Consider the following 17701-nt stretch of genomic DNA (forward strand, 5'->3'; position numbering starts at 1 on the left):
CCAGGCAGGCATTCATCGCGGCCGGAACCGCCGGGAGCACTCACCGTCGTGTCCGGGCCGGAGCAGACACCGCTGCCCACCGGCCAGCAACCGGTCGCAGAACACCCAGTGGCGGACGTTCTGGTCGTCCTCCGCCGACACAGTGGTGCCGCCGGGCTCGGTCTGTGGCAGGACGTGGGTCCAGTGCGCCACCACCCGGGCCAGCCGCTGAGCGGAGAGCAGGTCGTTGACGACGACCGGCAGGTGGATCACCCAGCGCTCGGTCACCTGTCGTATCCCCGTTCGTTGCGGGCCTGGGCCTGCTCCGACTGCCAGCGGCGCAGCGCGTTCTTGATCCGGTCGGTCTCCCGGCGGCTCTGGCCCAGCGCGTCGTAGACGGCGGCCAGGTCACCGGCGACGCGGTCGAGGAACTCCCGCACGTCCTGCGGGTCGAGCCCGCGCCGGCCCAGCGGGGTCGTCCGGAAGCTCCGCTCGCGCACCTGCCAGGGACGCAGCGGGTGGTAGGCCGACGAGCGGTAGCAGGTCGATCCGAGGACCGACCGCTGGCGACGCCGGACACGCCGGAGGAAGACGCGCATGACAGAACCTGCCTCTCACCGTCGAGATCGAACCGTGGAAGGGCGGGCCCGCCGGCCCGCCCCGCACCGGCGGACCCACCCCGGCACCTGCCACCGCAGCCTTCGACCAGCAGTACGTCAGCAGGGCACACATGGCCACTGAGCAGCGAGAACTCCACAATGGCCGCAGAGGCAGTGAAGCACCGGACCTAATCAAATGCAACGTCTAACAGAGAGCGTCGCATTGAAGCCGCATACGCTTAATAGAACTCAGCGTGACATGTCTATTGTTTCTGATACATCAGCGGCGTTTAATTGAGCGGAGGCGCGTCGACCAGGAACTTCACCATCGGAGGCAGGGGTGTCACAGGCCGTAACGGGATCGACCATGCTTCGGCGACAGCTGGGCAGGAAGCTCGAATCCCTCCGCAAGGCTGCCGGGCTGACGATGGAGAAGGCCGCCGAGGAACTGGACCGGGCGAGGGCAACCCTCTATCGCATCGAGAGCGGTGCCGAGAACGTCCGGTTCCGCGCGGCGGACGTGAAGGAGATGCTTAAGCTCTACGGCGCTTCGAAGGAGGACGCCGAACTGGTTCTCGCCATGGCATCGGCCACGCGAGAAAACAAGAACTGGTGGCACGACTACATCGGCTCGGGCCTGCCGCGCTGGTTCCAGCTCTACATCGGCCTAGAAGCCGCCGCCTCCGACATCCGCAAGTATCAGCCCGAACTGGTTCCGGGCCTGTTCCAGACCCGCGCCTACGCCGAGCAGGTATTCGAGATGCCGGGTGGTTCAATCGATGCTGGCGCCAGCGAGGAGCGGCAACGCGCAATCCAGCTCCGGATCGAACGGCAGGGGCTTCTCACCCGGTTCTCGGCTCCGCAACTGACCGTAATAATGAACGAGGCAGTCTTGCGCCGGCCGGTCGGCAGCGCAACGATCATGGCCGAGCAACTACACCAGATCCTGAAGGCCGCCGAACTACCGAACGTAACCGTACAGGTGCTGACTTTTTCTGCCGGACTTCACGCCGGGGCGATGGCCGGAGGATTCTCGATCATGAGATTCCCTCGGGACAGCAGCGGAAAGGAGGCCGAACCGCCCGTGGCTTACCTGGAGGCCGCCACCGGGGCGATCTACCTCGACAAGCCGCACGAGATCGCCGCCTACGACGCCATCTGGGCGGACATGGCCGGCCGAGCCCTCAACGAGTCCCGATCGAAGAATCTGATCCAGCAAGTCGCAGAGGAGTACTCCCGTGCCTGACCTGACCGGCGCCGTCTGGCGCAAGTCGAGCCGCAGCAACAACGGCGGCGACTGCGTCGAGGTCGCCGACAACCTGAGTGGCGTGGTCGGGCTCCGCGACAGCAAGGACCCCACCGGCCCGGCTCTCGCTTTCCCGCCGGGCAGTTGGGCCGCCTTCATCCGGGCCGTCAAGAGCAAGACCCTGAGCCGCTGAGCCGGCGAAAGTGACATCTGCTCCTCCGACTGGTCGAACGAGAGGCGTACATGTCCCGAACCACCCGCGACGTCGACGACGAACTCTTGGCCGAGGCCGGGGAGATCCTCACCACCGGCGCCAAGAGTGCCACCGTCAACGCCGCGCTTCAGGCTTCGGTCAACCGGGAGAAGCGACGGGAGTTCGCCGACTGGCTCAAGAGCGGCGGCCTGCCCGATCTCACCGACCCGAGCAGATGACGAGCCGTTAGCCGCACGAGGCGGGCGCATTGTCTGCCGCGACAAGTCGGCGCCTGCCCGATGGCCGAAGCGGCTCCGGTCCTCACTCCCACGAGTCGGAGATGTCGAGAACCTCGAGGTCGGGCGGCGCCGCTGCCGCCACCGTCTCGGCGTCCCGTGTCACCAGGTAGCAGCGGTAGAGCACGGCGGTGGTGATCGCGTGGGCCACGTCGAGCGGCACCTTGCAGCTCGCCGCGATCCGCGCCACCCGTCGGCTGGTCGGGCCGTCATAGACCGCGATCTGGATGTCCCGGTCCGCGTCGAGGAGCAGATCGAGCAGGTCGGCGGCAGGGGTACCCGCGACCTGAAGCTGCGCCTGCCCGAGGCAGAGCGCCGGGATCCACACCTCCTGCTCGGGATCCTCCTGCGCGAGGGTCAGCAGCGCACCCGGCTCGACGCTGTCCCCCGCGGCGTACGCGAGCAGTGCGGAGGTGTCCAGGACAAGCCCGTTCACGCGGCGGCCGCCCCGTCAGCGTCCCCGAACTGGCGCAGCCACTCCATGTTCCGCTCGTGCTGCTCGTCGGTGATCGGCGATTGCTGGGCCAGCCTCCGGCGGGCCCGATCGACGTCCTCGTCGGTCACCACATAGCCGTGCTCGGCCCATCGGGCTCGTAGGCCGTCCGCCCGCATCTTCCGCCGGAGCAGGTCGGCGATGAAGCCGGACGTCGTCCCCTGCGACCGCTCGACGTACTCGGCCACGTCGTCGGGCAGGCTGATCGTGATGCGCCGCGTCATACTCTCACCATAGCTCGCGCATACTCCGCTTGCGATACGGCACGCGGGCGTCGTCCGGCCCTGGTGTGCGAGTGGGTCCGCCGGGTATGACGGGAACATGAGGGCGAGTTTCCGTCTGGGTCGAATCGCCGGCGTACCGGTCGGCGTCAACTGGAGTGTCCTGGTCATCTTCGTGTTGATCGCGTGGGCACTGTCGGCGAGCCTGTTCCCTTCCTCGTACCCCGGTCACTCCCCCGTCGCCTACGTCGCGGCCGGCCTGGCCGCCGCTGTGGTCTTCTTTCTCGGTCTGCTCGCCCACGAGGTGGCACACGCGGTGGTCGCCAAGCGCAACGGCATCGAGGTCGAGGGCATCACGCTGTGGCTGTTCGGTGGCGTCGCCGAGCTGAAGGGCGAGGCGAGGAACCCGGGCGCCGAGCTGCGGATCGCCGGGGTCGGGCCGCTGGTCAGCCTGATCATCGGCGTGTTCTTCGCGGCGATCGCGGTGGCGGTCGCGGTGACGGCCGGGGACGGCCTGCTGCTCGGGGCGCTGTCCTGGCTCGCGGGCATCAACGTCCTGCTGGCGGTCTTCAACGTGCTGCCCGCCGCCCCGCTCGACGGCGGGCGGCTGCTGCGCGCGGCGGTCTGGAAGTTCACCGGCGACCGGACCAAGGCGTCGGTGGTGGCGGCCCGCGCGGGCTGGGTGCTCGGTGTCGTGCTGATCGGACTCGGGCTGTGGCGGTTCTTCACCGGCGCCGGGTTCGGCGGGCTGTGGCTGGCGCTGATCGGCTGGTTCCTGCTCGGCGCGGCCGGCCAGGAGGAGCGCGCCGCCCGGATGGGCGACGCGCTGCGCGGCGTCCGGGTGGGCGACGTGATGACGCCGCAGCCGCAGACCGCGTCCGGCGACCTGACGGTGGCCGACTTCGTCGACCACTACCTGTTCGCGTACCGGCACTCGGCGCTGCCGCTCACCGACGGCGGCAGGCCGGTCGGCCTGGTCACGCTCGATCGGGTACGCGGCATCGCGGCGGACCGCCGCGCGTCGACCACGCTGGCCGAGGTGTCCTGCCGGGCCGACGAACTGGTGCTCGCCCGCCCGGAGGAGCAACTCACCGACCTGCTCCCCCGGCTCAACGAGTGCACCGACGGCCGGGCCCTCGTGGTGGTCGACGACCAGCTGGTCGGCATCGTCTCGCCCAGCGACATCAGCCGGGCGGTCCAGCGCGGCAGTCTGCGCCAGCAGATGCCCGCCGGGCGCTGAGCCAGTCCCGAGGAAAGCCGGCTCAGTCCCGGGGGAAGTAGCGGTCCATCTCGGCGGTGCGGAACTTCCCCTTCGGGTCGAACTCGCGCAGCAGGGCGGCGAAGTCGGCGTGCCGGGGGTACGCGCCAGCAGGATCGCGGTCGAACAGCTTCCCCCAGTGCGGGCGCGGCGCGAACGGGGCGAGCCGTGCCTCCACCTCGGCCAGCACCGGCGCGACAGCCACCGGGTCGCCGACCCAGGTGAAGTGCAGCGCCAGCGAGTCGCGCTGGAAGTTCGGGCTCAGCCACAGCTCGTCGGCGGCGACCGTACGCAGCTCACAGATCTGGAGCACGGCGGCGATGCGCTCGGCGACCGGGTCGAGCGCGGCGAGCGCCGCCGACGCGTCGCTGCGGGCGACGTGCCACTCGGACTGCAACTCGTCGCCGCTGCTCGGGGTGAAGCCGAGCCGGAAGTGCGGCAGCCGCTCGTGCCACGGCCCCGGCTCACCGAGCTGCGCGGTGCAGTGCTCCGGCGACATGCCGGGCACCGGATGCCGGGGCGAGTCGGCGGCCGCCGTGTCCAGCCAGTCGGCGGGCGGCGGCGCCTGGTCCGCGTCCTGCTTGACCCACACCTGGTCGAAGCGCTCCGACCGCCACGAGGTGAAGACGCTGACGCTGTACGCGGCGTCGAGCGCCTCGTCCAGCGCGGCGCGGGGCAGGCCGAGACGGACGTGCTGGCGCACCGCGTACGTGGGCACCACGTCGAGCGTGAGCCGGGTGACCACGCCCAGGGCGCCCAGGTTGACCACCAGCCCGGCGAAGCGCGGGTCACCGCGGTCCACGGTGATCAGGTCGCCGTCGGCGGTGACCAGTTCGAGCCCGGCGACGGCGGCGGCGAGGTTGCGGTTCCGCGCGCCGGAGCCGTGGGTGGCGGTGGCGACCGAGCCGGCCACCGAGATGTGCGGCAGCGAGGCGAGGTTCGCCAGCGCGTACCCCCGGGCCTGGAGCGCGGTGGCCAGGTCGCCGTAGCGGACGCCGCCCGCGACGGTGACGGTCCCCCGCTCGGGGTCGAGCGCGACGGCGGGTGGCAGGCCGTCCAGCGCGACCTGGATGCCGGTGGTGTCGCCGAGCCGGTTGAACGAGTGGCCGGTGCCGACGGCCCGGACCAGGTCGGCCTCCGCGACCAGCCGGCGCAGCTCGTCGGCCGAGGTCGGCCGCGATCGGGTACGCGCCGACCAGCTGACGTTTCCGGCCCAGTTCGTGTCCGTCATGCGCTGCATCATGCGCCATCATGCGCCGGCAGGGTTGCCCCGGCCACTCGGCGGGAATCCTGGCGGGATGAGCAGCTACCGCGACCCGAGCCTCCGCGGCGACGTGTACCCGTCGGAGGAGGAGATCGACCCGACCGGCGTGGGGCCCATTGCCACCGCGCCGGTGCCGGGGCCCACGCCGGAGCCTGAGCCGGACCCGGTGCCCCACCCGGGGCCGCCGCCGCGCCAGGCGTCGGGCCGGTCGATCGTGACCCGGCACCTGGACGGCTCCGTCGAGGTGGTGACCGACCTGGATGGCGACGGCGTGGCCGACGTGGTGCAGGTCGACCTGGACGGCGACGGTGTGCCGGACGTGACGTACCTGGACAGCGACCGCGACGGCCGCCTCGACACCGTCCGCCGCGCAACCCCACGCTGACGCACCGCCGCCGACGCGACTGGGCACAGATCTTGGAGTTGTGGCGCCCGGATTGTTCGGTTAAGCGAGGCTCGCCAGGTGCCACAACTCCAAGATCGCGGGCGTTTGACGTTCCGCTAGGTGGGATCGTTGGAGATCTTGGCAGGAAAGGGCCCCTATGGGGGCCGTTTCGTACCAAGATCTCGCCGGGGGCCGGGGGCCCCTGATGGATCCGCTGCGGGCAGCGCGCCGGCGGTCAGACCTGGGGCATCACCTCGGCGGCCACCAGCTCCAGGTGGTCCAGGTCGGCCAGGTCGAGCACCTGGAGGTAGACGCGCGCGCTGCCCGCTTCGGCGTACCGGCCGAGCGTGTCGACGACCTCGGCGGGCGTGCCGGCGGCGCCGTTGGCGCGCAGCTCGTCCGGTTCGCGCCCGATCGCCTCGGCGCGCCGCCTCACCTCGGCCTCGTTGCGGCCGCAGCAGAGCACGAGAGCGTTGGACCAGGTCATCGTGGACGGGTCGCGATCGATCTCGGCGCAGGCGTCGCGTACCCGCCCGAACTGCGCCACGGTGTCCTCGACCGAGGCGAACGGCAGGTTGAACTCGTCGGCGTACCGGGCGGCCAGGCGGGGCGTGCGCTTCGGCCCCATGCCGCCGAGCAGGATCGGCGGGCGGGGGCGCTGCACCGGCTTGGGCAGTGCGGGCGAGTCGCTGACCGGGTAGTACGTGCCGGGGAAGTCGAACGTGGAGCCCTCCGGGGTCGACCAGAGCCCGGTGATGACCGCGAGCTGCTCCTCCAGCCGGTCGAACCGCTCCCCCAGCGGCGGGAACGGAATGCCGTACGCGGTGTGCTCCTCGGCGTACCAGCCGGTGCCGATGCCCAGCTCGACCCGGCCGCCGCTCATCTGGTCGACCTGCGCCACGGTGATCGCCAGTGGGCCTGGTAGCCGGAACGTGGCGGCGCTCATCAGCGTGCCGAGCCGGATCCGGGTGGTGTCGCGGGCGAGCCCGGCGAGCGTGGTCCAGGCGTCGGTCGGGCCGGGATCACCGCTCACCGAACCCATCTTCAGGTAGTGGTCGGAGCGGAAGAACGCGGCGAAGCCGGTCTCCTCCGCCCGGCGGGCCACGGCGAGGAGCTGGTCGTATGCGGCCCCCTGCTGGGGCTCGGTGAAGATCCGCAGTTCCATCCCCCGAGCATATGGAGCCGGCCGTGCCGGGGCAGCGCGACCTGTCATTCCTTGTCAGGCATATAACCGGTGAGGCATATTAGGCAGGTGACCGTCGACGCCTTCACCGTGCTGGCCGAGCCCTCCCGGCGCCGCATCCTCGACCGGCTGCGCCGGGCGGAGAGCAGCGTCGGCGAGCTGGTGGACGCGCTGGGCATGAGCCAGCCGGCGGTCTCCAAGCACCTGCGGGTGCTCCGCGACGCCGGTCTGGTCACCTGCCGCACGGCGGCGCAGCGACGGATCTACCGGGTCGACGTCGCACCGCTGCGGGCCGTCGACGACTGGCTCGGACCGTACCGGTCGATGTGGACCACCCATCTCGACGCCCTGGAACGCCATCTCGACAGTCAGGAGTGACAGATGGACCGCGACACGTTCCGTCCCGGCCCGCTCGCCCGGGTCAAGCTGACGCCCGAAAACGAACTGGTTTTCGTCCGCGACCTGCGGCACCCGCCGGAGAAGGTGTGGGCCGCGCTCACCGACCCGGATCAGCTCGCCGCCTGGGCGCCGTTCCTGGCCGACCGCGACCTGGGCCGTACCGGTGACGCCGTGCTGAGCACCGTCGACGGCGAGCAGACCCACCCGGCGCCGGCCCGGGTGCTGCGCGCGGACCGGCCGGCCCTGCTGGAGTACACCTGGGGCGACGATCTGCTCCGCTGGGAGCTGGCCCCGACCGGCGACGGCACCACACTCACGTTGCGGCACCGGGTCGGCCGGCCCGGCCTCGCCCCGATGACGGCCGCCGGGTGGCACCTCTGCCTCGACGTCGCCGGCCGTCTGCTCGACGGCGACCCGGTCGGCCCGATCCGGGGCGCGGAGGCGAAGGACTTCGGCTGGGCGGACCTGCGCGACGCGTACGCCGAACGCCTGGGCCACGACTGACCCGCCGCGCCCTATGCGTCGAGGTGGTCGGCGGGCGCGGTCTGCAGCAGCCAGGCGAGGGGCATCCGGGCGTGCTGCCGGCGTTGGCGCGGCATCCGACTCGTCACCCCGTCCGGCGGCGCAGCCAGCCGGCGGCGCCGCCGACGAGCGTCGTACCGATCGTGGTGCCGATCGCCACCAGCGCCGCCCCCACCGCCCACAGGCCGCTGTCGTCGGTCGACGCCGCGTGCACCGCCCACGGCACGGTGAACGCCACAGTCATCACGGTCGCCACCAGCCAGATGTTCAACCACCAGCCGGCGACCGCGGCGAGCGCACCCAGGGTCAGCACCGCGGCGGCGACCTGCCAGACCGCGTACGGCCCGCTCGTCGCGCCGGTCTCCGGGTCCACGGTCCAGCCGGACTCCCAGCTCAGCCAGGCCGCCCAGGCACCGGCCGTGGCCAGCGCCAGGAGCAGACCGCCGAGCAGCGTACGTCTCGTCGTCACACCGGAAATCCTTCCCGGCCGTGGCCGGTGGATGCCTGAGCATCCGTACTCGATTTCCGGCCCGGGGTGGCAAGATCGCGGGCGTGACGAGTGTGTCCCGCCCGCTGCCACGGCTCGTGCCGGCGGAGGCGTTCGCGGACGTCCCCGCGGACCGGATCCTGGCGGTGCTGGAGGCGGTCACGATGGTCCTCACGCTCCCCCACCGCGCCGCCGGGCGGGTGGACGCGCTCGTGGTGCCCACCGGCCAGGGCGAGGACTGGCGTCTCACCGACGCGATCGGCCTCTGGGAGAGCGTCCCGGCACTGCGGCACCTGCTGGTGGCGAACACCGATCCGGCCGAGCGGACCTACCGCCCGCTCACGCTCGACCGGCTGCGCGGGCTCGGCCTGCGCCGGACCGACGGGGTCGTGCTCCAGGCCGAACCGGTCACCGGCACCGGCCGGCAGGCCGCGTGGGTCGTGGAGCAGGTGCGGTCCCTGGGCGTCGGCAGCGTCGCGCTCGTCGTCTCGCCGTACCACCTGGTCCGGGTCTACCTCACCGTGCTGCGGGCCTGCGACGACGCCGATGTGCGGATCCCGATGGTCCCGCTGCCCGTGGCTGTCGCACCGGACGCAGCGGTGCCGGAGACCGGCGCGGCCGGGTACGACCTGGTGGCCGGCGAGGTCAGCCGGTTGCTGCGCTATCCCGGCCAGGGGTGGACGGCCACCCCCGAACGGCTGCGCGACTACCTGCGCTGGCTCTGGTCCGAGCACCGTACCCTGCTCACCGGCGCCTGAGAGTTCGCCGGCTGGGGACCGCGCCGACGTTCGGAGCGGGCCTACGCGTCGGGGATCCGGACCGTGAGCACCCGGGTGAGGACGCGGAAGCCGGCCGCGTCGTACATCCGGCGGGCCGGGTTGCCGTCGACCACCGACAGGCCGACGGACGGCAGGCCCGCCTCCCGCGCGCCGCGCAACGCGTGGACGAGCAGCGCCCGGCCGAATCCGCGGCGCTGCGCGCGGGGCGCGACGCCCAGGTTGAGGATCCAGACGCAGTCGTCGTCGGTCCACGGCACCGGTCCGGCGCACAGCACGTGCCCGGCGCTGCGGCCGTCCGGGTCGAGCAGCCGGGCCGAGGCGGGCACCAGGGGCGGCACCGGCTCGCCGGTGTCGAACATCGCCCGTACCTCCCGGGTGTCGCCGGGCTGCCAGCGGCCGTCCGGGTGGTCCGGGCCGTACGCCGCGTCCAGCCCTTCGGCGAGGTCGTCGTCCCAGCCGGGGGCGCCGAGCGACCAGCCGTCCGGCAGCACCACCGGTTCCGGTACGCCGGTCAGGTCGTGCCGCATGTCGGTGGCGGCCCGGTGCAGCTTCAGGCCGTCGGCCACCAGTGCGGCCGCCAGCGCCTCGTCGGGCGTCTCCAGCCGGTGCCCGGCGAGGTCGCGCCGTACCTGCGCGACGAGCCGGGTGAGCGGCGCCTCGGGCAGCGGCCGGACCTCGGCCGCGACGCGCGTGCCGTCGTCGTCCCGCAGCCGCATCCGGGCCAGCGGGGTGTCGTCGTCGCCGAGCAGCAGGACATCGGCGGGGTCTTCGGCGTGGGGTCGTACCGGCATTCGCGGGAGCGTACCGGGCACGCCCCGGTCCCGCCCCCCGGTTTCGCTTCCCGCCGATCTTGAGCTGTGGCGCCCGAATCGCCCTGCTCGGCGGCATTCGTTCACCGCCACAGCTGAAAGATCGACGAGCACGCCCGTGGGCAGGGGCGCGGCAGGGCCTAGGGTTGGGGGGTGGGCAGGATCGATCGGGGCGGGCGGACGATCGGCGCGAACCCGGCGGCGGTGTACGACGCGCTCGTCAACCGGGCCGCCCTGGAGGCGTGGTTGCCGCCGGACGGGATGGGCGGGCGGATCGAGCGCTGGGATCCACGCCCGGGCGACGGCTTCCGGATGGTGCTCACCTACCTCGACACGGCCGGCAACCCCGGCAAGACGTCGGACGCCACCGACGTGGTCGACGTCGGGTTCGCCGAACTCGTACCGGCGCACCGGGTGGTGCAGACCGCCGTGTTCCAGGCCGACGACGCGGCGTACGCGGGCACCATGAACATGAACTGGCACCTCACCGCGGCCGGCGAGGGCACCGAGGTGACAGTCACCGCCACCGGCGTACCCCTGGGCATCGACCAGGCGGTGCACGAGGAGGGCATCGCGTCCTCGCTGGCGCACCTGGCCACGTACCTCGAATCGGGCACCTGACCACGACGGCGGCCGCGCGGTCGTGGTCAGTCGTCGCCGCGGACGCGGGCGTGCAGGTGCATGTCGTGCCGTCCGTCGTCGTGCACGGCCGCGCTGCGCTTGGTGCCCTCCAGCCGGAACCCGGCCTTCACCGCCACCCGGCACGACGCCGCGTTGCCGGTCGAGTGGTCCAGCCAGAGCCGGTGCAGCCGGCCCTCGGCGAGCGCCCACGCGCTCACCGCCCGCAGCGCCCCGGAGGCCACGCCCGCGCCGCGGGCGGCCGGAACCACCCAGTACGCGCACGCGGCCTCGCCGTCTTCGAGGTTGACGCCGCCCAACGTCATGCGGCCCACCACCTCACGGCCGTCGCGCGTCACCGCCCAGCTCGCGCCCGTCTCCTGCCGCCAGGACCGGTGGAGGTGAGCGAACCAGTCGAGCACCTGCTCCGGGGACGCGGGCCGGCGGGTGTGCCAGCGGCGGATCTCCGGATCCTGGTACGCGGCCAGGACGGCCGGTGCGTCCTCGTCCGCCCAGGGGCGCAGGACCAGGCCGTCGGCCGTGGACAGCGTGGGCTGCGGGCCGGTGGTGAGCGTGCCCGCAGGAACGGCGGGTGGTGTGGACAGTGGAAAGCGCATGCCCGACTGTCCGCCGCCGCCCGCCCCGGGTGTCAAGTCGCCCGCGTGTCGCTAGGGTGCGAGCCATGGCGGTGACGGCAGCGGGCGTCTTCCGGCGTACACCGCGGGAACGGGCCGACCAGCGACTCGCCTGGGAGCGCGCCGACCAGCCGTTCTTCGCCGGGGCCTGCCACATCCTGGCCTGGGTGTGCCGGGCGACCTACCCGGCCCGGCCGGTCGGCCTCGCGGGGTTGCGGTTCGCACCAGTACTGGGGTGATCCGCTCGTCCACGCCGGGATCCCGGTGCCGGCGAAGCGGTTCCGCGAGCGCCGGCCCGGGCACGCAACCGCCTACACTGCGCCGCGTGGACCAGGCCGCACCGCACACCGTCAGCTCACTCGCGTCCGACCTGCGCATGCTCGGCGTGATCCCGGGCGACGTCCTGCTGCTGCACTCGTCGTACCGGAGTCTCGGGTTCGTCGCCGGCGGCACCGAGGCGGTGGTGCTGGCGCTGCTGGCGGCGCTCGGGCCGGAGGGCACCCTCGTCGTGCCGACGCACACGCCGGACAACACGGACCCGGCGGAGTGGCGGCATCCGCCCGTACCCGACGCGTGGTGGCCGGTCATCCGCGAGCAGACACCCGGCTTCGACCCGGCGCGCACGCCGAGCCGGTGGATGGGCGCCGTCACCGAGACGGTACGCACCTGGCCGGGCGCACGACGCAGCGACCACCCGCAGGTGTCCTTCGCCGCGCTCGGCGCGCACGCCGCCGACGTCGTGGAGGGCCACCGGCTAGACGACGCGCTGGGTGAGCACTCCCCGCTCGGCGCGGTGTACCGGCTCGACGGCAAGGTGCTGCTGCTCGGCTGCGACCACAGCTCCAACACCTCGCTGCACCTGGCGGAATGGCGGCAGGCTTCGCCGCCGCGGGCGGTGGCTGGCTCGGCGGTACGGCTGCCGGACGGCACGAGCCGGTGGACCGAGTGGACAGACGTCGTCACCGACGAGGACGACTTCGACCGGCTGGGCGCCGACTTCGAGGCCACGGGCGGCGCGACGATCGGTCATGTCGGCAGCGCCACTGCCCGGGTCATGCGCCAGCGCGCCCTGGTCGACTTCGCCACCGCCTGGATGGCCGCGAACCGCGGGGGCTGACCTCCCGCCTCGCGTTGAGCTTGCGAGGGCACCGGGCACGACGGGACGCTCGTTCAGTCCGGCGGCTTGGGGGCGAAGGGGTTACGGCGGGGCTGGCGTAGTTCCCACTCTGCCGGGCAGAGGTGGTTCCACGCGGCTCCCGTCACCGATCGCCGATCGGGCAGCTCACTGCCCCAGGCCGGCGAGCGGTTCTCGACCTGCCGGACGTAGCGCTCGAAGACGACCAGCTCGCGGTACTCCGGATCGTGCCGCCACAGCGCGTACGGCTGCTCGCGCAACCAGTCACACGCCGCGTCACCCTCGGCGACCATGTCCGCGGCCGGCGGCAAGACCGCCAGCGGCCTGTCGTTCTGCCGATCGCCGTACTGCTTGAGGTACGCCAGGTATCCGCTCTCGTCCCGGGGGTGGGTCGCGTGGACGCCGACGACGGTCACCGGTACGGCGAGCAGCGCGGACACGGCCAGCGCCGACACCACCCACAAGCGTCTCTTCACGCGGCAACCATAGGTCGCCGCGCATTTCTCCGCCGCCCCCTGGCAGCGGCGAGCCCCGCCTACGATCCTGCGCATGAGCTCGCCGCGCCTGCGCCTTCTCTGCTGCCTCGCAGTGCCGCTCCTGGCAGCCTGCGGCGCCGGACCATCGGAGGTGGCGGCAGCGCCGCCGACGTACACCTGTTGTGAGGCCCTGGACGTGGACAGGCCGTACCAGCCGGGCCAAACCCTGACCGTCCACTGGACGGTCGAGTCCCCGGACGAGCCGAGTTCCACCTCGCCGCAGGTCGAGCTGGCCGCGCGGCTGACGGGCCCGTACGGCACGGTGGACGATCTCAAGGCCGCTTCGACGGTCCCAGGGCTGGTCACCTTCTCGGCCGCACCGGTCCGGCCGGCCGGCACTCCCGGGGAACGTCCCGTCAGCACGATCGTAATCGGTTCCGCAGCCAGGCCGGGCTTCTACGACCTGGTCACCTCAGTGATCGACGGGGGCAGCACCACGACCGGTGGCAGCAGCATCGTCCAGGTGGTGCCCAAGCCCTGAGCGCCGGGAAACCGGAGGGATCTCCCGCGGCGGGCCCGGCTCAGCCCGGCACCAGCCGCCTCGGAACTCCACTCCGGGGACGCCCTCAATGAGGCGGCTGATGTCGGCCACCGCCCCGAGTGAGTCAGCGGTCCAGCCGGTTGATGGTCGGCACGGCGTCCGACATGTATCGTCACGCTTCCGCAAGATCGCGAGATGGGATACGACGTGACGGTACGACGGCTCGGCCTCTGCGTGGCGGTTGCTGCGACGCTGCTCCCCGCCTCGGCGTGTGGCCGTGCCGACGAGATGCCGAGCACGCCCACCGCCGTGGCGGCGAGCACCTCCGCGGAGTCGCCCACTCCCGTGCCCACGACGCCGGCGGCCACACCGAGCCTCGCACCCGAGCCCTCCGCGACCCCTCGCCCCTCGGGGACGCCAAGGTCCTCCGGAACCCCCCGGTCCTCGGCTTCCCCTGCGGCGGCGCCCACGACCAAGAAGGCCACGCAAGTGGCCACCACCAGCAACAAGGCGGCCTGCACCGCCGTCAGAGGTCCGTTGGAGAAGGCCATCGCCGGCCTGATCATCCTGGCCGGGGTCGCCGCCAGTTCGACAGTGGAGGCCGAACTCGTCAACGCCCGGGCGGAGGCGATCGACCGGCTGGTCAACCTTGAGGCGGCAACGAACCGGGTGGCCCCTGAGCAGCAGGACCGCATGCTGCGGAGAAAGTTCGGGCCGCTCATGATGGCCGCGGGCCGGAAGGGCGCCGAGGTCCGCTCGATCAAGCCCAAGCTCGAATATGCGGAAGCGATCGTGAAGATGGCGAGCGACACGGGCGACCTGGAGAGCGCGGTCGACAAGCTCGAGCCGACCTGTGGCAGGTACTGGTAGCTCGGCTGGGCAGGGCCTGAACCGGCCACTGTGTCATTCCCCCTGGCCTCCATCTTCAGTACGTTGGTCGATGATGGAATTCGCCGCCGTGCTGAAGTCGATCCTCGTGGCCATCGTCATCGTCTCAGGGCTCGGGGTTCTCTTCTTGATGGGTTACCCATCACGCTTCGGGGTGGCGGACCGGAGCGAAGCCGAGCGCGCGGAGATGATTGAGACCGACCGTCGACATCATCGTCTGGTCAACCGGGGAATGTCAGCAGTCATTTCGATCATCACCGGCGTGCTCGCGGTAGCCATCCTCACCGGCCCTTCGGACAAGCAATCCAGCGGGCTTGTCATGGCGGCACTGTCATTGGTCAGTGCCGCTGTGTTCGTGCTGCTCATTCGCCGGGATCGGAAGCGGGCTGGGGGTTAGCAGAAGATCTCGGACGGCTGGTCAGGTGACCGCCCGGCGCTCCCGGTCAGCGCGTCCGCCGTTGTCGGGTGGGCGTCGGCGTCCTCGGAAGGTCTTGGCTGTACTGACGCGACAGCTGCTGGTGGCGGAGTCGGTGACCGGCGTCAACGGCGGGCGGCGGGTCGCGCTGCTGCGGACTCAGTGCGGACCGAGAGCGTCGGACCGGGCCTCGACGCGATCGGCTCGGGTCGCCGCCGCCACGGCTGACCAGGGCAAACAACTGGTGGGGCGGGCGGGGTTCGAACCCGCGACCGAGGGATTATGAGTCCCCTGCTCTAACCGGCTGAGCTACCGCCCCGTGACCGCGCCGGATCGTAACCCGCCGATCGTTGCGCGGACCACCACCTACCGGGCGGAAACACTGCCGCGACAGCACGATGGGCAACGCGAGGATAACAACGCGCAACCCGCCGACCAATCGCTCAGGCGCGCCGCAACGCCGCGAGAACCTCGCCGACCGTACGCCAACCGCTGGCGAGCGCCCCCTGGATGGACGGGCTGTCCCGGTGGTCCCCGGCCACGTACAGGCCGTCGCCGAGCGCCACCGGCTTGCGCAGCCGGCCCTGCGGTGGCGGGGCGGCGGGGAGCGCGTCCGGCACGGTGACAGTGGTGAGGTGGGTCCAGTCGGCGGTGGAGCGGCCGTAGAGGCGGTCCAGTTCGCGCCGGATCACCGGTTCCGGCGGGGCCTGCGGGCCGACCACGGAGGTGGCGACCAGGTGCTGGCCGTCCGGCGCGTATGTGGGCGCCGCCCGGCTGATCACCACCGTGTTGGCGACGAGTTCGCGCCGGTCGCCGTCGAGCAGCAGGATCGGCTCGTCCAGCGGCGCCGTGCCGGTGCGGTGGTAGTAGGTGGTGTACGCGTGCATGCGTACCCGATCGAGGCCGGGCAGCAGCGTGGCCGCAGCGGGCGGGTCGACCGCGACCACGACGGCGCGGCAGGTGATCTCGCCGGACGGGGTGCGGACCCGGCCGGGCGCGACCTCGGTGACCGGGGTGTTCAGCTCGATCAGCTCGGCCGGCAGCGGCGCGGCGACCGCCCTCGGTAGCGCCTGCATCCCGTCCGCGGGCAGGCCGATCCGGCCCCGGGCGAAGGAGCGCATGATGACCGCGAGGACGTGGCTGGAGGTGGCCAGCTCGCGGTCGAGCAGCACGCCGGACAGGAACGGCCGGAGCAGTTCCTCGATGATCGCGTCGGAGAGCCCGGCCCGGCGCAGCGCCTTCTCGGCGCTGGTTTCGGGCGTGCCGAGCAGCCGCCCGACCGGCACTGTGGCGTAGCCGGCGGCGAGCGTGGCGAACCGCAACCGGTCGGTCAGCGAGCCGATGCCGGCGGTGAGCGTGCCGGGCGCCCCGGCGGGTTCGCGCAGCGGGTTGACCAGGCGTTCCAGGCGGTCGCCGCGGCGCACCAGCACGCCTGAGGTGAACCAGCCCATGCCGAGAGTGCCGACGTCGACCAGGCCGGCCAGGCGCGGGTACGCGGTGTTCAGCACCTGGAAGCCCCGGTCCAGCAGGAACCCGTCGACGCGGTCGGTGGCGACCCGCCCGCCGAGCCGGTCGCCCGCCTCCAGCAGCCGCCACGGCACGCCGGCGCGGTGCAGCCGCCGGGCCGCGGCGAGGCCGGCCAGGCCGCCGCCGACGACCACCACGTCCGTGTCAGCCACGGTCCACCCCCGCCCCGGCGCGGTCGCCCTCGCGGTGCGACCGCGACAACCGGCCCGGCCACCGGACCTTCGGCCCGATGTCGTACGCGAGCGCGGGCACCAGCAGCGAGCGGACCACGACGGTGTCCAGCAGTACGCCGACGGCGACCGCCCCGCCCAGCACCACGAGCGGCAGCACGGCGAGCGCCTCGGCGCTGTGCACCTCGGCGAAGTGGGCCATCTCCACCGTCCTCGAATCGACGCATCAATCGACGCAGTGGGAGTCTAGGTCGACGCCGACCATCCTGCCGGGCGAGCGAGGGCCGGGGGCGGAAACCGGGCAGCCCGGGCGTGGGCGGGGCGTGGGAACGACGAACGCCCGCCGGCGATCCGACGGGCGTGACGTGGAGCGAAGCTCCCCCGATTGGACTCGAACCAATAACCTGCCGGTTAACAGCCGGCTGCTCTGCCAATTGAGCTACAGGGGACCGTGCACCGCCCGGTTCGGATCTCTCCGCTCCGTGCGACGGGGACAAGAGTACAGGACATCGGGGGGTGGTGCGCCAGGGGGTTACCGGAGGAGAGCCTGACCGGCTGACGCACCAGGATTACGGACAAATCGTCATCTCGGCACAGGGAGGCATGAGCGGAGAGCAGGATGGGTAGTTAGTCGTCGACAGAGAACGCAGGCGCGAGACGGTCATTCCGCCGAGCTGGCGGAAACCGGCGAGAGCGTCAGGTACGGAAGGAGCCGCCATGCGCGGAAAGATCATGTTTCTTGGCGGGCTGGCTGCGGGATTCGTCCTGGGCGCCCGTGCCGGCCGGGAGAAGTACGAGGAGCTGGTGGTCCGTGGGCGCAAGGTGCTCGACCACCCGACCGTCCAGGAGGCGGCCGGGGTCGCGCAGGCCCAGGCGAACCGGCTCTACTCGGAGGGCAAGGACAAGCTGGGGCAGACCAAGCTCGGTGAGAAGCTCGCCACCAACGGCGGCAAGCCGGGCATGACCGAAGCCGACAAGCCGTTCGCCGGCACGCCGGCCGCGGTCGGCAGCCGCAGCGCCAACGGGACGGGCTCGGCCAGCGCGTCCGGCTCGACCACGACCGGTACGAGCACCAAGCCGTCCAGCACCGGCACCACGCTCTGACACCAGCGGACAGCGGGCCGGTCACCTCCGGGTGACCGGCCCGCTCCCGTGTGCGTGGGCACGGATGTGGCACATTCTC

Annotated in this window: 26 protein-coding genes, 2 tRNA genes and 1 pseudogene; 15 read left to right on the top strand and 14 right to left on the bottom strand. The window is 72.1% G+C overall.

The annotated features are described in order from the left end of the window. Positions 1–12: 12 nt before the first annotated feature. Together KSK32_RS04020 and KSK32_RS04025 are read right to left on the bottom strand one after the other, a co-directional pair. Positions 13–267 (bottom strand): hypothetical protein, encoded by a 255-nt coding sequence (locus KSK32_RS04020; RefSeq protein WP_216928587.1) that lies wholly within the window; start codon positions 265–267, stop codon positions 13–15. Next, the gene (locus tag KSK32_RS04025) at positions 264–578 is read right to left on the bottom strand and encodes a DivIVA domain-containing protein (protein ID WP_216928589.1); all 315 of its coding nucleotides are present in this window, start codon (positions 576–578) and stop codon (positions 264–266) included. The genes KSK32_RS04020 and KSK32_RS04025 overlap by 4 nt, the downstream gene beginning before the upstream one ends. A gap of 367 nt (positions 579–945) precedes the next feature. On the opposite strand from KSK32_RS04025, the gene KSK32_RS04030 reads away from it, so the two are divergent. Genes KSK32_RS04030 through KSK32_RS04040 form a run of 3 tightly spaced genes read left to right on the top strand, consistent with a single transcriptional unit; the run spans position 946 to position 2256 of the window. Next, positions 946–1824, top strand: a complete 879-nt coding sequence (locus tag KSK32_RS04030; RefSeq protein WP_216928590.1) for a helix-turn-helix transcriptional regulator — start codon at positions 946–948, stop codon at positions 1822–1824. Further along, entirely contained in the window at positions 1817–2017 is a 201-nt protein-coding gene (locus tag KSK32_RS04035; protein WP_216928593.1) for a DUF397 domain-containing protein, read from the top strand. Before KSK32_RS04030 ends, KSK32_RS04035 begins: the two co-directional genes overlap by 8 nt. 50 nt (positions 2018–2067) lie before the next feature. Next, a complete protein-coding gene (locus KSK32_RS04040) occupies positions 2068–2256 on the top strand; it encodes a type II toxin-antitoxin system VapB family antitoxin (RefSeq protein WP_216928594.1) in 189 nt (62 codons plus the stop codon). A gap of 82 nt (positions 2257–2338) precedes the next feature. Here KSK32_RS04040 and KSK32_RS04045 read toward each other — a convergent pair whose 3' ends face one another. Then, positions 2339–2749, bottom strand: coding sequence for a hypothetical protein (locus KSK32_RS04045; protein ID WP_216928596.1), 411 nt, complete (start codon positions 2747–2749; stop codon positions 2339–2341). Further along, entirely contained in the window at positions 2746–3030 is a 285-nt protein-coding gene (locus tag KSK32_RS04050) for a hypothetical protein (protein WP_216928598.1), read from the bottom strand. The genes KSK32_RS04045 and KSK32_RS04050 overlap by 4 nt, the downstream gene beginning before the upstream one ends. A 97-nt stretch (positions 3031–3127) precedes the next feature. Between KSK32_RS04050 and KSK32_RS04055 the strand changes: the two genes are divergently transcribed. After that, entirely contained in the window at positions 3128–4267 is a 1140-nt protein-coding gene (locus KSK32_RS04055) for a site-2 protease family protein (protein WP_216928600.1), read from the top strand. 22 nt (positions 4268–4289) lie between these two features. On the opposite strand, the gene KSK32_RS04060 is transcribed toward KSK32_RS04055, so the two are convergent. Further along, positions 4290–5516, bottom strand: coding sequence for an FAD-binding protein (locus KSK32_RS04060; RefSeq protein WP_289256490.1), 1227 nt, complete (start codon positions 5514–5516; stop codon positions 4290–4292). Positions 5517–5583: 67 nt separating this feature from the next. On the opposite strand from KSK32_RS04060, the gene KSK32_RS04065 reads away from it, so the two are divergent. Further along, entirely contained in the window at positions 5584–5934 is a 351-nt protein-coding gene (locus KSK32_RS04065; RefSeq protein WP_216928602.1) for a hypothetical protein, read from the top strand. A gap of 235 nt (positions 5935–6169) precedes the next feature. Here the strand turns inward: KSK32_RS04065 and KSK32_RS04070 are convergent, their stop codons facing one another. Then, positions 6170–7099, bottom strand: coding sequence for an LLM class F420-dependent oxidoreductase (locus KSK32_RS04070; protein WP_216928604.1), 930 nt, complete (start codon positions 7097–7099; stop codon positions 6170–6172). Positions 7100–7186: 87 nt separating this feature from the next. Between KSK32_RS04070 and KSK32_RS04075 the strand changes: the two genes are divergently transcribed. After that, positions 7187–7495 carry a metalloregulator ArsR/SmtB family transcription factor gene (locus tag KSK32_RS04075; protein WP_216928606.1) on the top strand — a complete coding sequence of 103 codons (309 nt, stop codon included), beginning with the start codon at positions 7187–7189 and terminating at the stop codon, positions 7493–7495. 3 nt (positions 7496–7498) lie between these two features. Further along, the gene (locus KSK32_RS04080) at positions 7499–8020 is read left to right on the top strand and encodes an SRPBCC family protein (RefSeq protein WP_216928608.1); all 522 of its coding nucleotides are present in this window, start codon (positions 7499–7501) and stop codon (positions 8018–8020) included. A gap of 103 nt (positions 8021–8123) precedes the next feature. On the opposite strand, the gene KSK32_RS04085 is transcribed toward KSK32_RS04080, so the two are convergent. After that, positions 8124–8507 (bottom strand): hypothetical protein, encoded by a 384-nt coding sequence (locus tag KSK32_RS04085; RefSeq protein WP_216928610.1) that lies wholly within the window; start codon positions 8505–8507, stop codon positions 8124–8126. 83 nt (positions 8508–8590) lie between these two features. Here KSK32_RS04085 and KSK32_RS04090 point away from each other — a divergent pair, with 83 nt between their 5' ends. Then, positions 8591–9283: a hypothetical protein gene (locus KSK32_RS04090; RefSeq protein ID WP_374226691.1), complete on the top strand. Its 693-nt coding sequence runs from the start codon at positions 8591–8593 to the stop codon at positions 9281–9283. 41 nt (positions 9284–9324) lie between these two features. Here KSK32_RS04090 and KSK32_RS04095 read toward each other — a convergent pair whose 3' ends face one another. Beyond that, positions 9325–10095 (bottom strand): GNAT family N-acetyltransferase, encoded by a 771-nt coding sequence (locus tag KSK32_RS04095; protein ID WP_216928612.1) that lies wholly within the window; start codon positions 10093–10095, stop codon positions 9325–9327. A gap of 171 nt (positions 10096–10266) precedes the next feature. Between KSK32_RS04095 and KSK32_RS04100 the strand changes: the two genes are divergently transcribed. Beyond that, positions 10267–10734 (top strand): SRPBCC domain-containing protein, encoded by a 468-nt coding sequence (locus KSK32_RS04100; RefSeq protein WP_216928614.1) that lies wholly within the window; start codon positions 10267–10269, stop codon positions 10732–10734. A 26-nt stretch (positions 10735–10760) separates the two neighbouring features. On the opposite strand, the gene KSK32_RS04105 is transcribed toward KSK32_RS04100, so the two are convergent. Further along, positions 10761–11348 (bottom strand): GNAT family N-acetyltransferase, encoded by a 588-nt coding sequence (locus KSK32_RS04105; protein ID WP_216928616.1) that lies wholly within the window; start codon positions 11346–11348, stop codon positions 10761–10763. 65 nt (positions 11349–11413) lie between these two features. Between KSK32_RS04105 and KSK32_RS04110 the strand changes: the two genes are divergently transcribed. Continuing rightward, positions 11414–11605, top strand: coding sequence for a hypothetical protein (locus tag KSK32_RS04110; RefSeq protein WP_216936509.1), 192 nt, complete (start codon positions 11414–11416; stop codon positions 11603–11605). 86 nt (positions 11606–11691) lie between these two features. Next, entirely contained in the window at positions 11692–12483 is a 792-nt protein-coding gene (locus KSK32_RS04115; protein ID WP_216928618.1) for an aminoglycoside N(3)-acetyltransferase, read from the top strand. A gap of 53 nt (positions 12484–12536) precedes the next feature. Here KSK32_RS04115 and KSK32_RS04120 read toward each other — a convergent pair whose 3' ends face one another. Then, positions 12537–12977, bottom strand: coding sequence for a hypothetical protein (locus tag KSK32_RS04120; RefSeq protein ID WP_289256491.1), 441 nt, complete (start codon positions 12975–12977; stop codon positions 12537–12539). Between the two features lie 73 nt (positions 12978–13050). Here KSK32_RS04120 and KSK32_RS04125 point away from each other — a divergent pair, with 73 nt between their 5' ends. The 3 genes from KSK32_RS04125 (at position 13051) to KSK32_RS04135 (ending at position 14803) form a co-directional block, all read left to right on the top strand. After that, positions 13051–13518 (top strand): hypothetical protein, encoded by a 468-nt coding sequence (locus KSK32_RS04125; RefSeq protein ID WP_254186934.1) that lies wholly within the window; start codon positions 13051–13053, stop codon positions 13516–13518. Between the two features lie 489 nt (positions 13519–14007). Then, a complete protein-coding gene (locus tag KSK32_RS33185; protein WP_254186935.1) occupies positions 14008–14388 on the top strand; it encodes a hypothetical protein in 381 nt (126 codons plus the stop codon). A gap of 70 nt (positions 14389–14458) precedes the next feature. Then, the gene (locus KSK32_RS04135; protein WP_216928624.1) at positions 14459–14803 is read left to right on the top strand and encodes a hypothetical protein; all 345 of its coding nucleotides are present in this window, start codon (positions 14459–14461) and stop codon (positions 14801–14803) included. 260 nt (positions 14804–15063) lie between these two features. Here the strand turns inward: KSK32_RS04135 and KSK32_RS04140 are convergent. The 4 genes and pseudogenes from KSK32_RS04140 to KSK32_RS04155 form a co-directional block, all read right to left on the bottom strand. Next, positions 15064–15140: transfer RNA gene (locus KSK32_RS04140), tRNA-Ile, on the bottom strand. A 124-nt stretch (positions 15141–15264) separates the two neighbouring features. Continuing rightward, positions 15265–16500, bottom strand: coding sequence for an NAD(P)/FAD-dependent oxidoreductase (locus KSK32_RS04145; protein WP_216928626.1), 1236 nt, complete (start codon positions 16498–16500; stop codon positions 15265–15267). Further along, positions 16493–16687: pseudogene (locus KSK32_RS04150) on the bottom strand (MMPL family transporter); the annotation flags it as partial. The pseudogene KSK32_RS04150 and the gene KSK32_RS04145, both read right to left, overlap by 8 nt. Before the next feature lie 207 nt (positions 16688–16894). After that, positions 16895–16967: transfer RNA gene (locus KSK32_RS04155), tRNA-Asn, on the bottom strand. A gap of 268 nt (positions 16968–17235) precedes the next feature. Between KSK32_RS04155 and KSK32_RS04160 the strand changes: the two genes are divergently transcribed. Then, positions 17236–17622: a hypothetical protein gene (locus KSK32_RS04160; protein WP_216928628.1), complete on the top strand. Its 387-nt coding sequence runs from the start codon at positions 17236–17238 to the stop codon at positions 17620–17622. The last annotated feature ends 79 nt before the right edge of the window (positions 17623–17701 follow it).

This window comes from Micromonospora sp. WMMB482 (assembly GCF_019038635.1).
In the GTDB taxonomy this organism is placed as follows: Bacteria; Actinomycetota; Actinomycetes; order Mycobacteriales; family Micromonosporaceae; genus Micromonospora; species Micromonospora marina.

Coding starts and splice junctions, on each gene's coding strand:
- KSK32_RS04050 (WP_216928598.1), bottom strand. CDS start 3,030: ATGACGCGGCGCATCACGATCAGCCTGCCCGACGACGTGGCCGAGTAC.
- KSK32_RS04135 (WP_216928624.1), top strand. CDS start 14,459: ATGATGGAATTCGCCGCCGTGCTGAAGTCGATCCTCGTGGCCATCGTC.
- KSK32_RS04025 (WP_216928589.1), bottom strand. CDS start 578: ATGCGCGTCTTCCTCCGGCGTGTCCGGCGTCGCCAGCGGTCGGTCCTC.
- KSK32_RS04080 (WP_216928608.1), top strand. CDS start 7,499: ATGGACCGCGACACGTTCCGTCCCGGCCCGCTCGCCCGGGTCAAGCTG.
- KSK32_RS04110 (WP_216936509.1), top strand. CDS start 11,414: ATGGCGGTGACGGCAGCGGGCGTCTTCCGGCGTACACCGCGGGAACGG.
- KSK32_RS04065 (WP_216928602.1), top strand. CDS start 5,584: ATGAGCAGCTACCGCGACCCGAGCCTCCGCGGCGACGTGTACCCGTCG.
- KSK32_RS04125 (WP_254186934.1), top strand. CDS start 13,051: ATGAGCTCGCCGCGCCTGCGCCTTCTCTGCTGCCTCGCAGTGCCGCTC.
- KSK32_RS04040 (WP_216928594.1), top strand. CDS start 2,068: ATGTCCCGAACCACCCGCGACGTCGACGACGAACTCTTGGCCGAGGCC.
- KSK32_RS04060 (WP_289256490.1), bottom strand. CDS start 5,516: ATGACGGACACGAACTGGGCCGGAAACGTCAGCTGGTCGGCGCGTACC.
- KSK32_RS04030 (WP_216928590.1), top strand. CDS start 946: ATGCTTCGGCGACAGCTGGGCAGGAAGCTCGAATCCCTCCGCAAGGCT.
- KSK32_RS04055 (WP_216928600.1), top strand. CDS start 3,128: ATGAGGGCGAGTTTCCGTCTGGGTCGAATCGCCGGCGTACCGGTCGGC.
- KSK32_RS04160 (WP_216928628.1), top strand. CDS start 17,236: ATGCGCGGAAAGATCATGTTTCTTGGCGGGCTGGCTGCGGGATTCGTC.
- KSK32_RS04095 (WP_216928612.1), bottom strand. CDS start 10,095: ATGCCGGTACGACCCCACGCCGAAGACCCCGCCGATGTCCTGCTGCTC.
- KSK32_RS04070 (WP_216928604.1), bottom strand. CDS start 7,099: ATGGAACTGCGGATCTTCACCGAGCCCCAGCAGGGGGCCGCATACGAC.
- KSK32_RS04105 (WP_216928616.1), bottom strand. CDS start 11,348: ATGCGCTTTCCACTGTCCACACCACCCGCCGTTCCTGCGGGCACGCTC.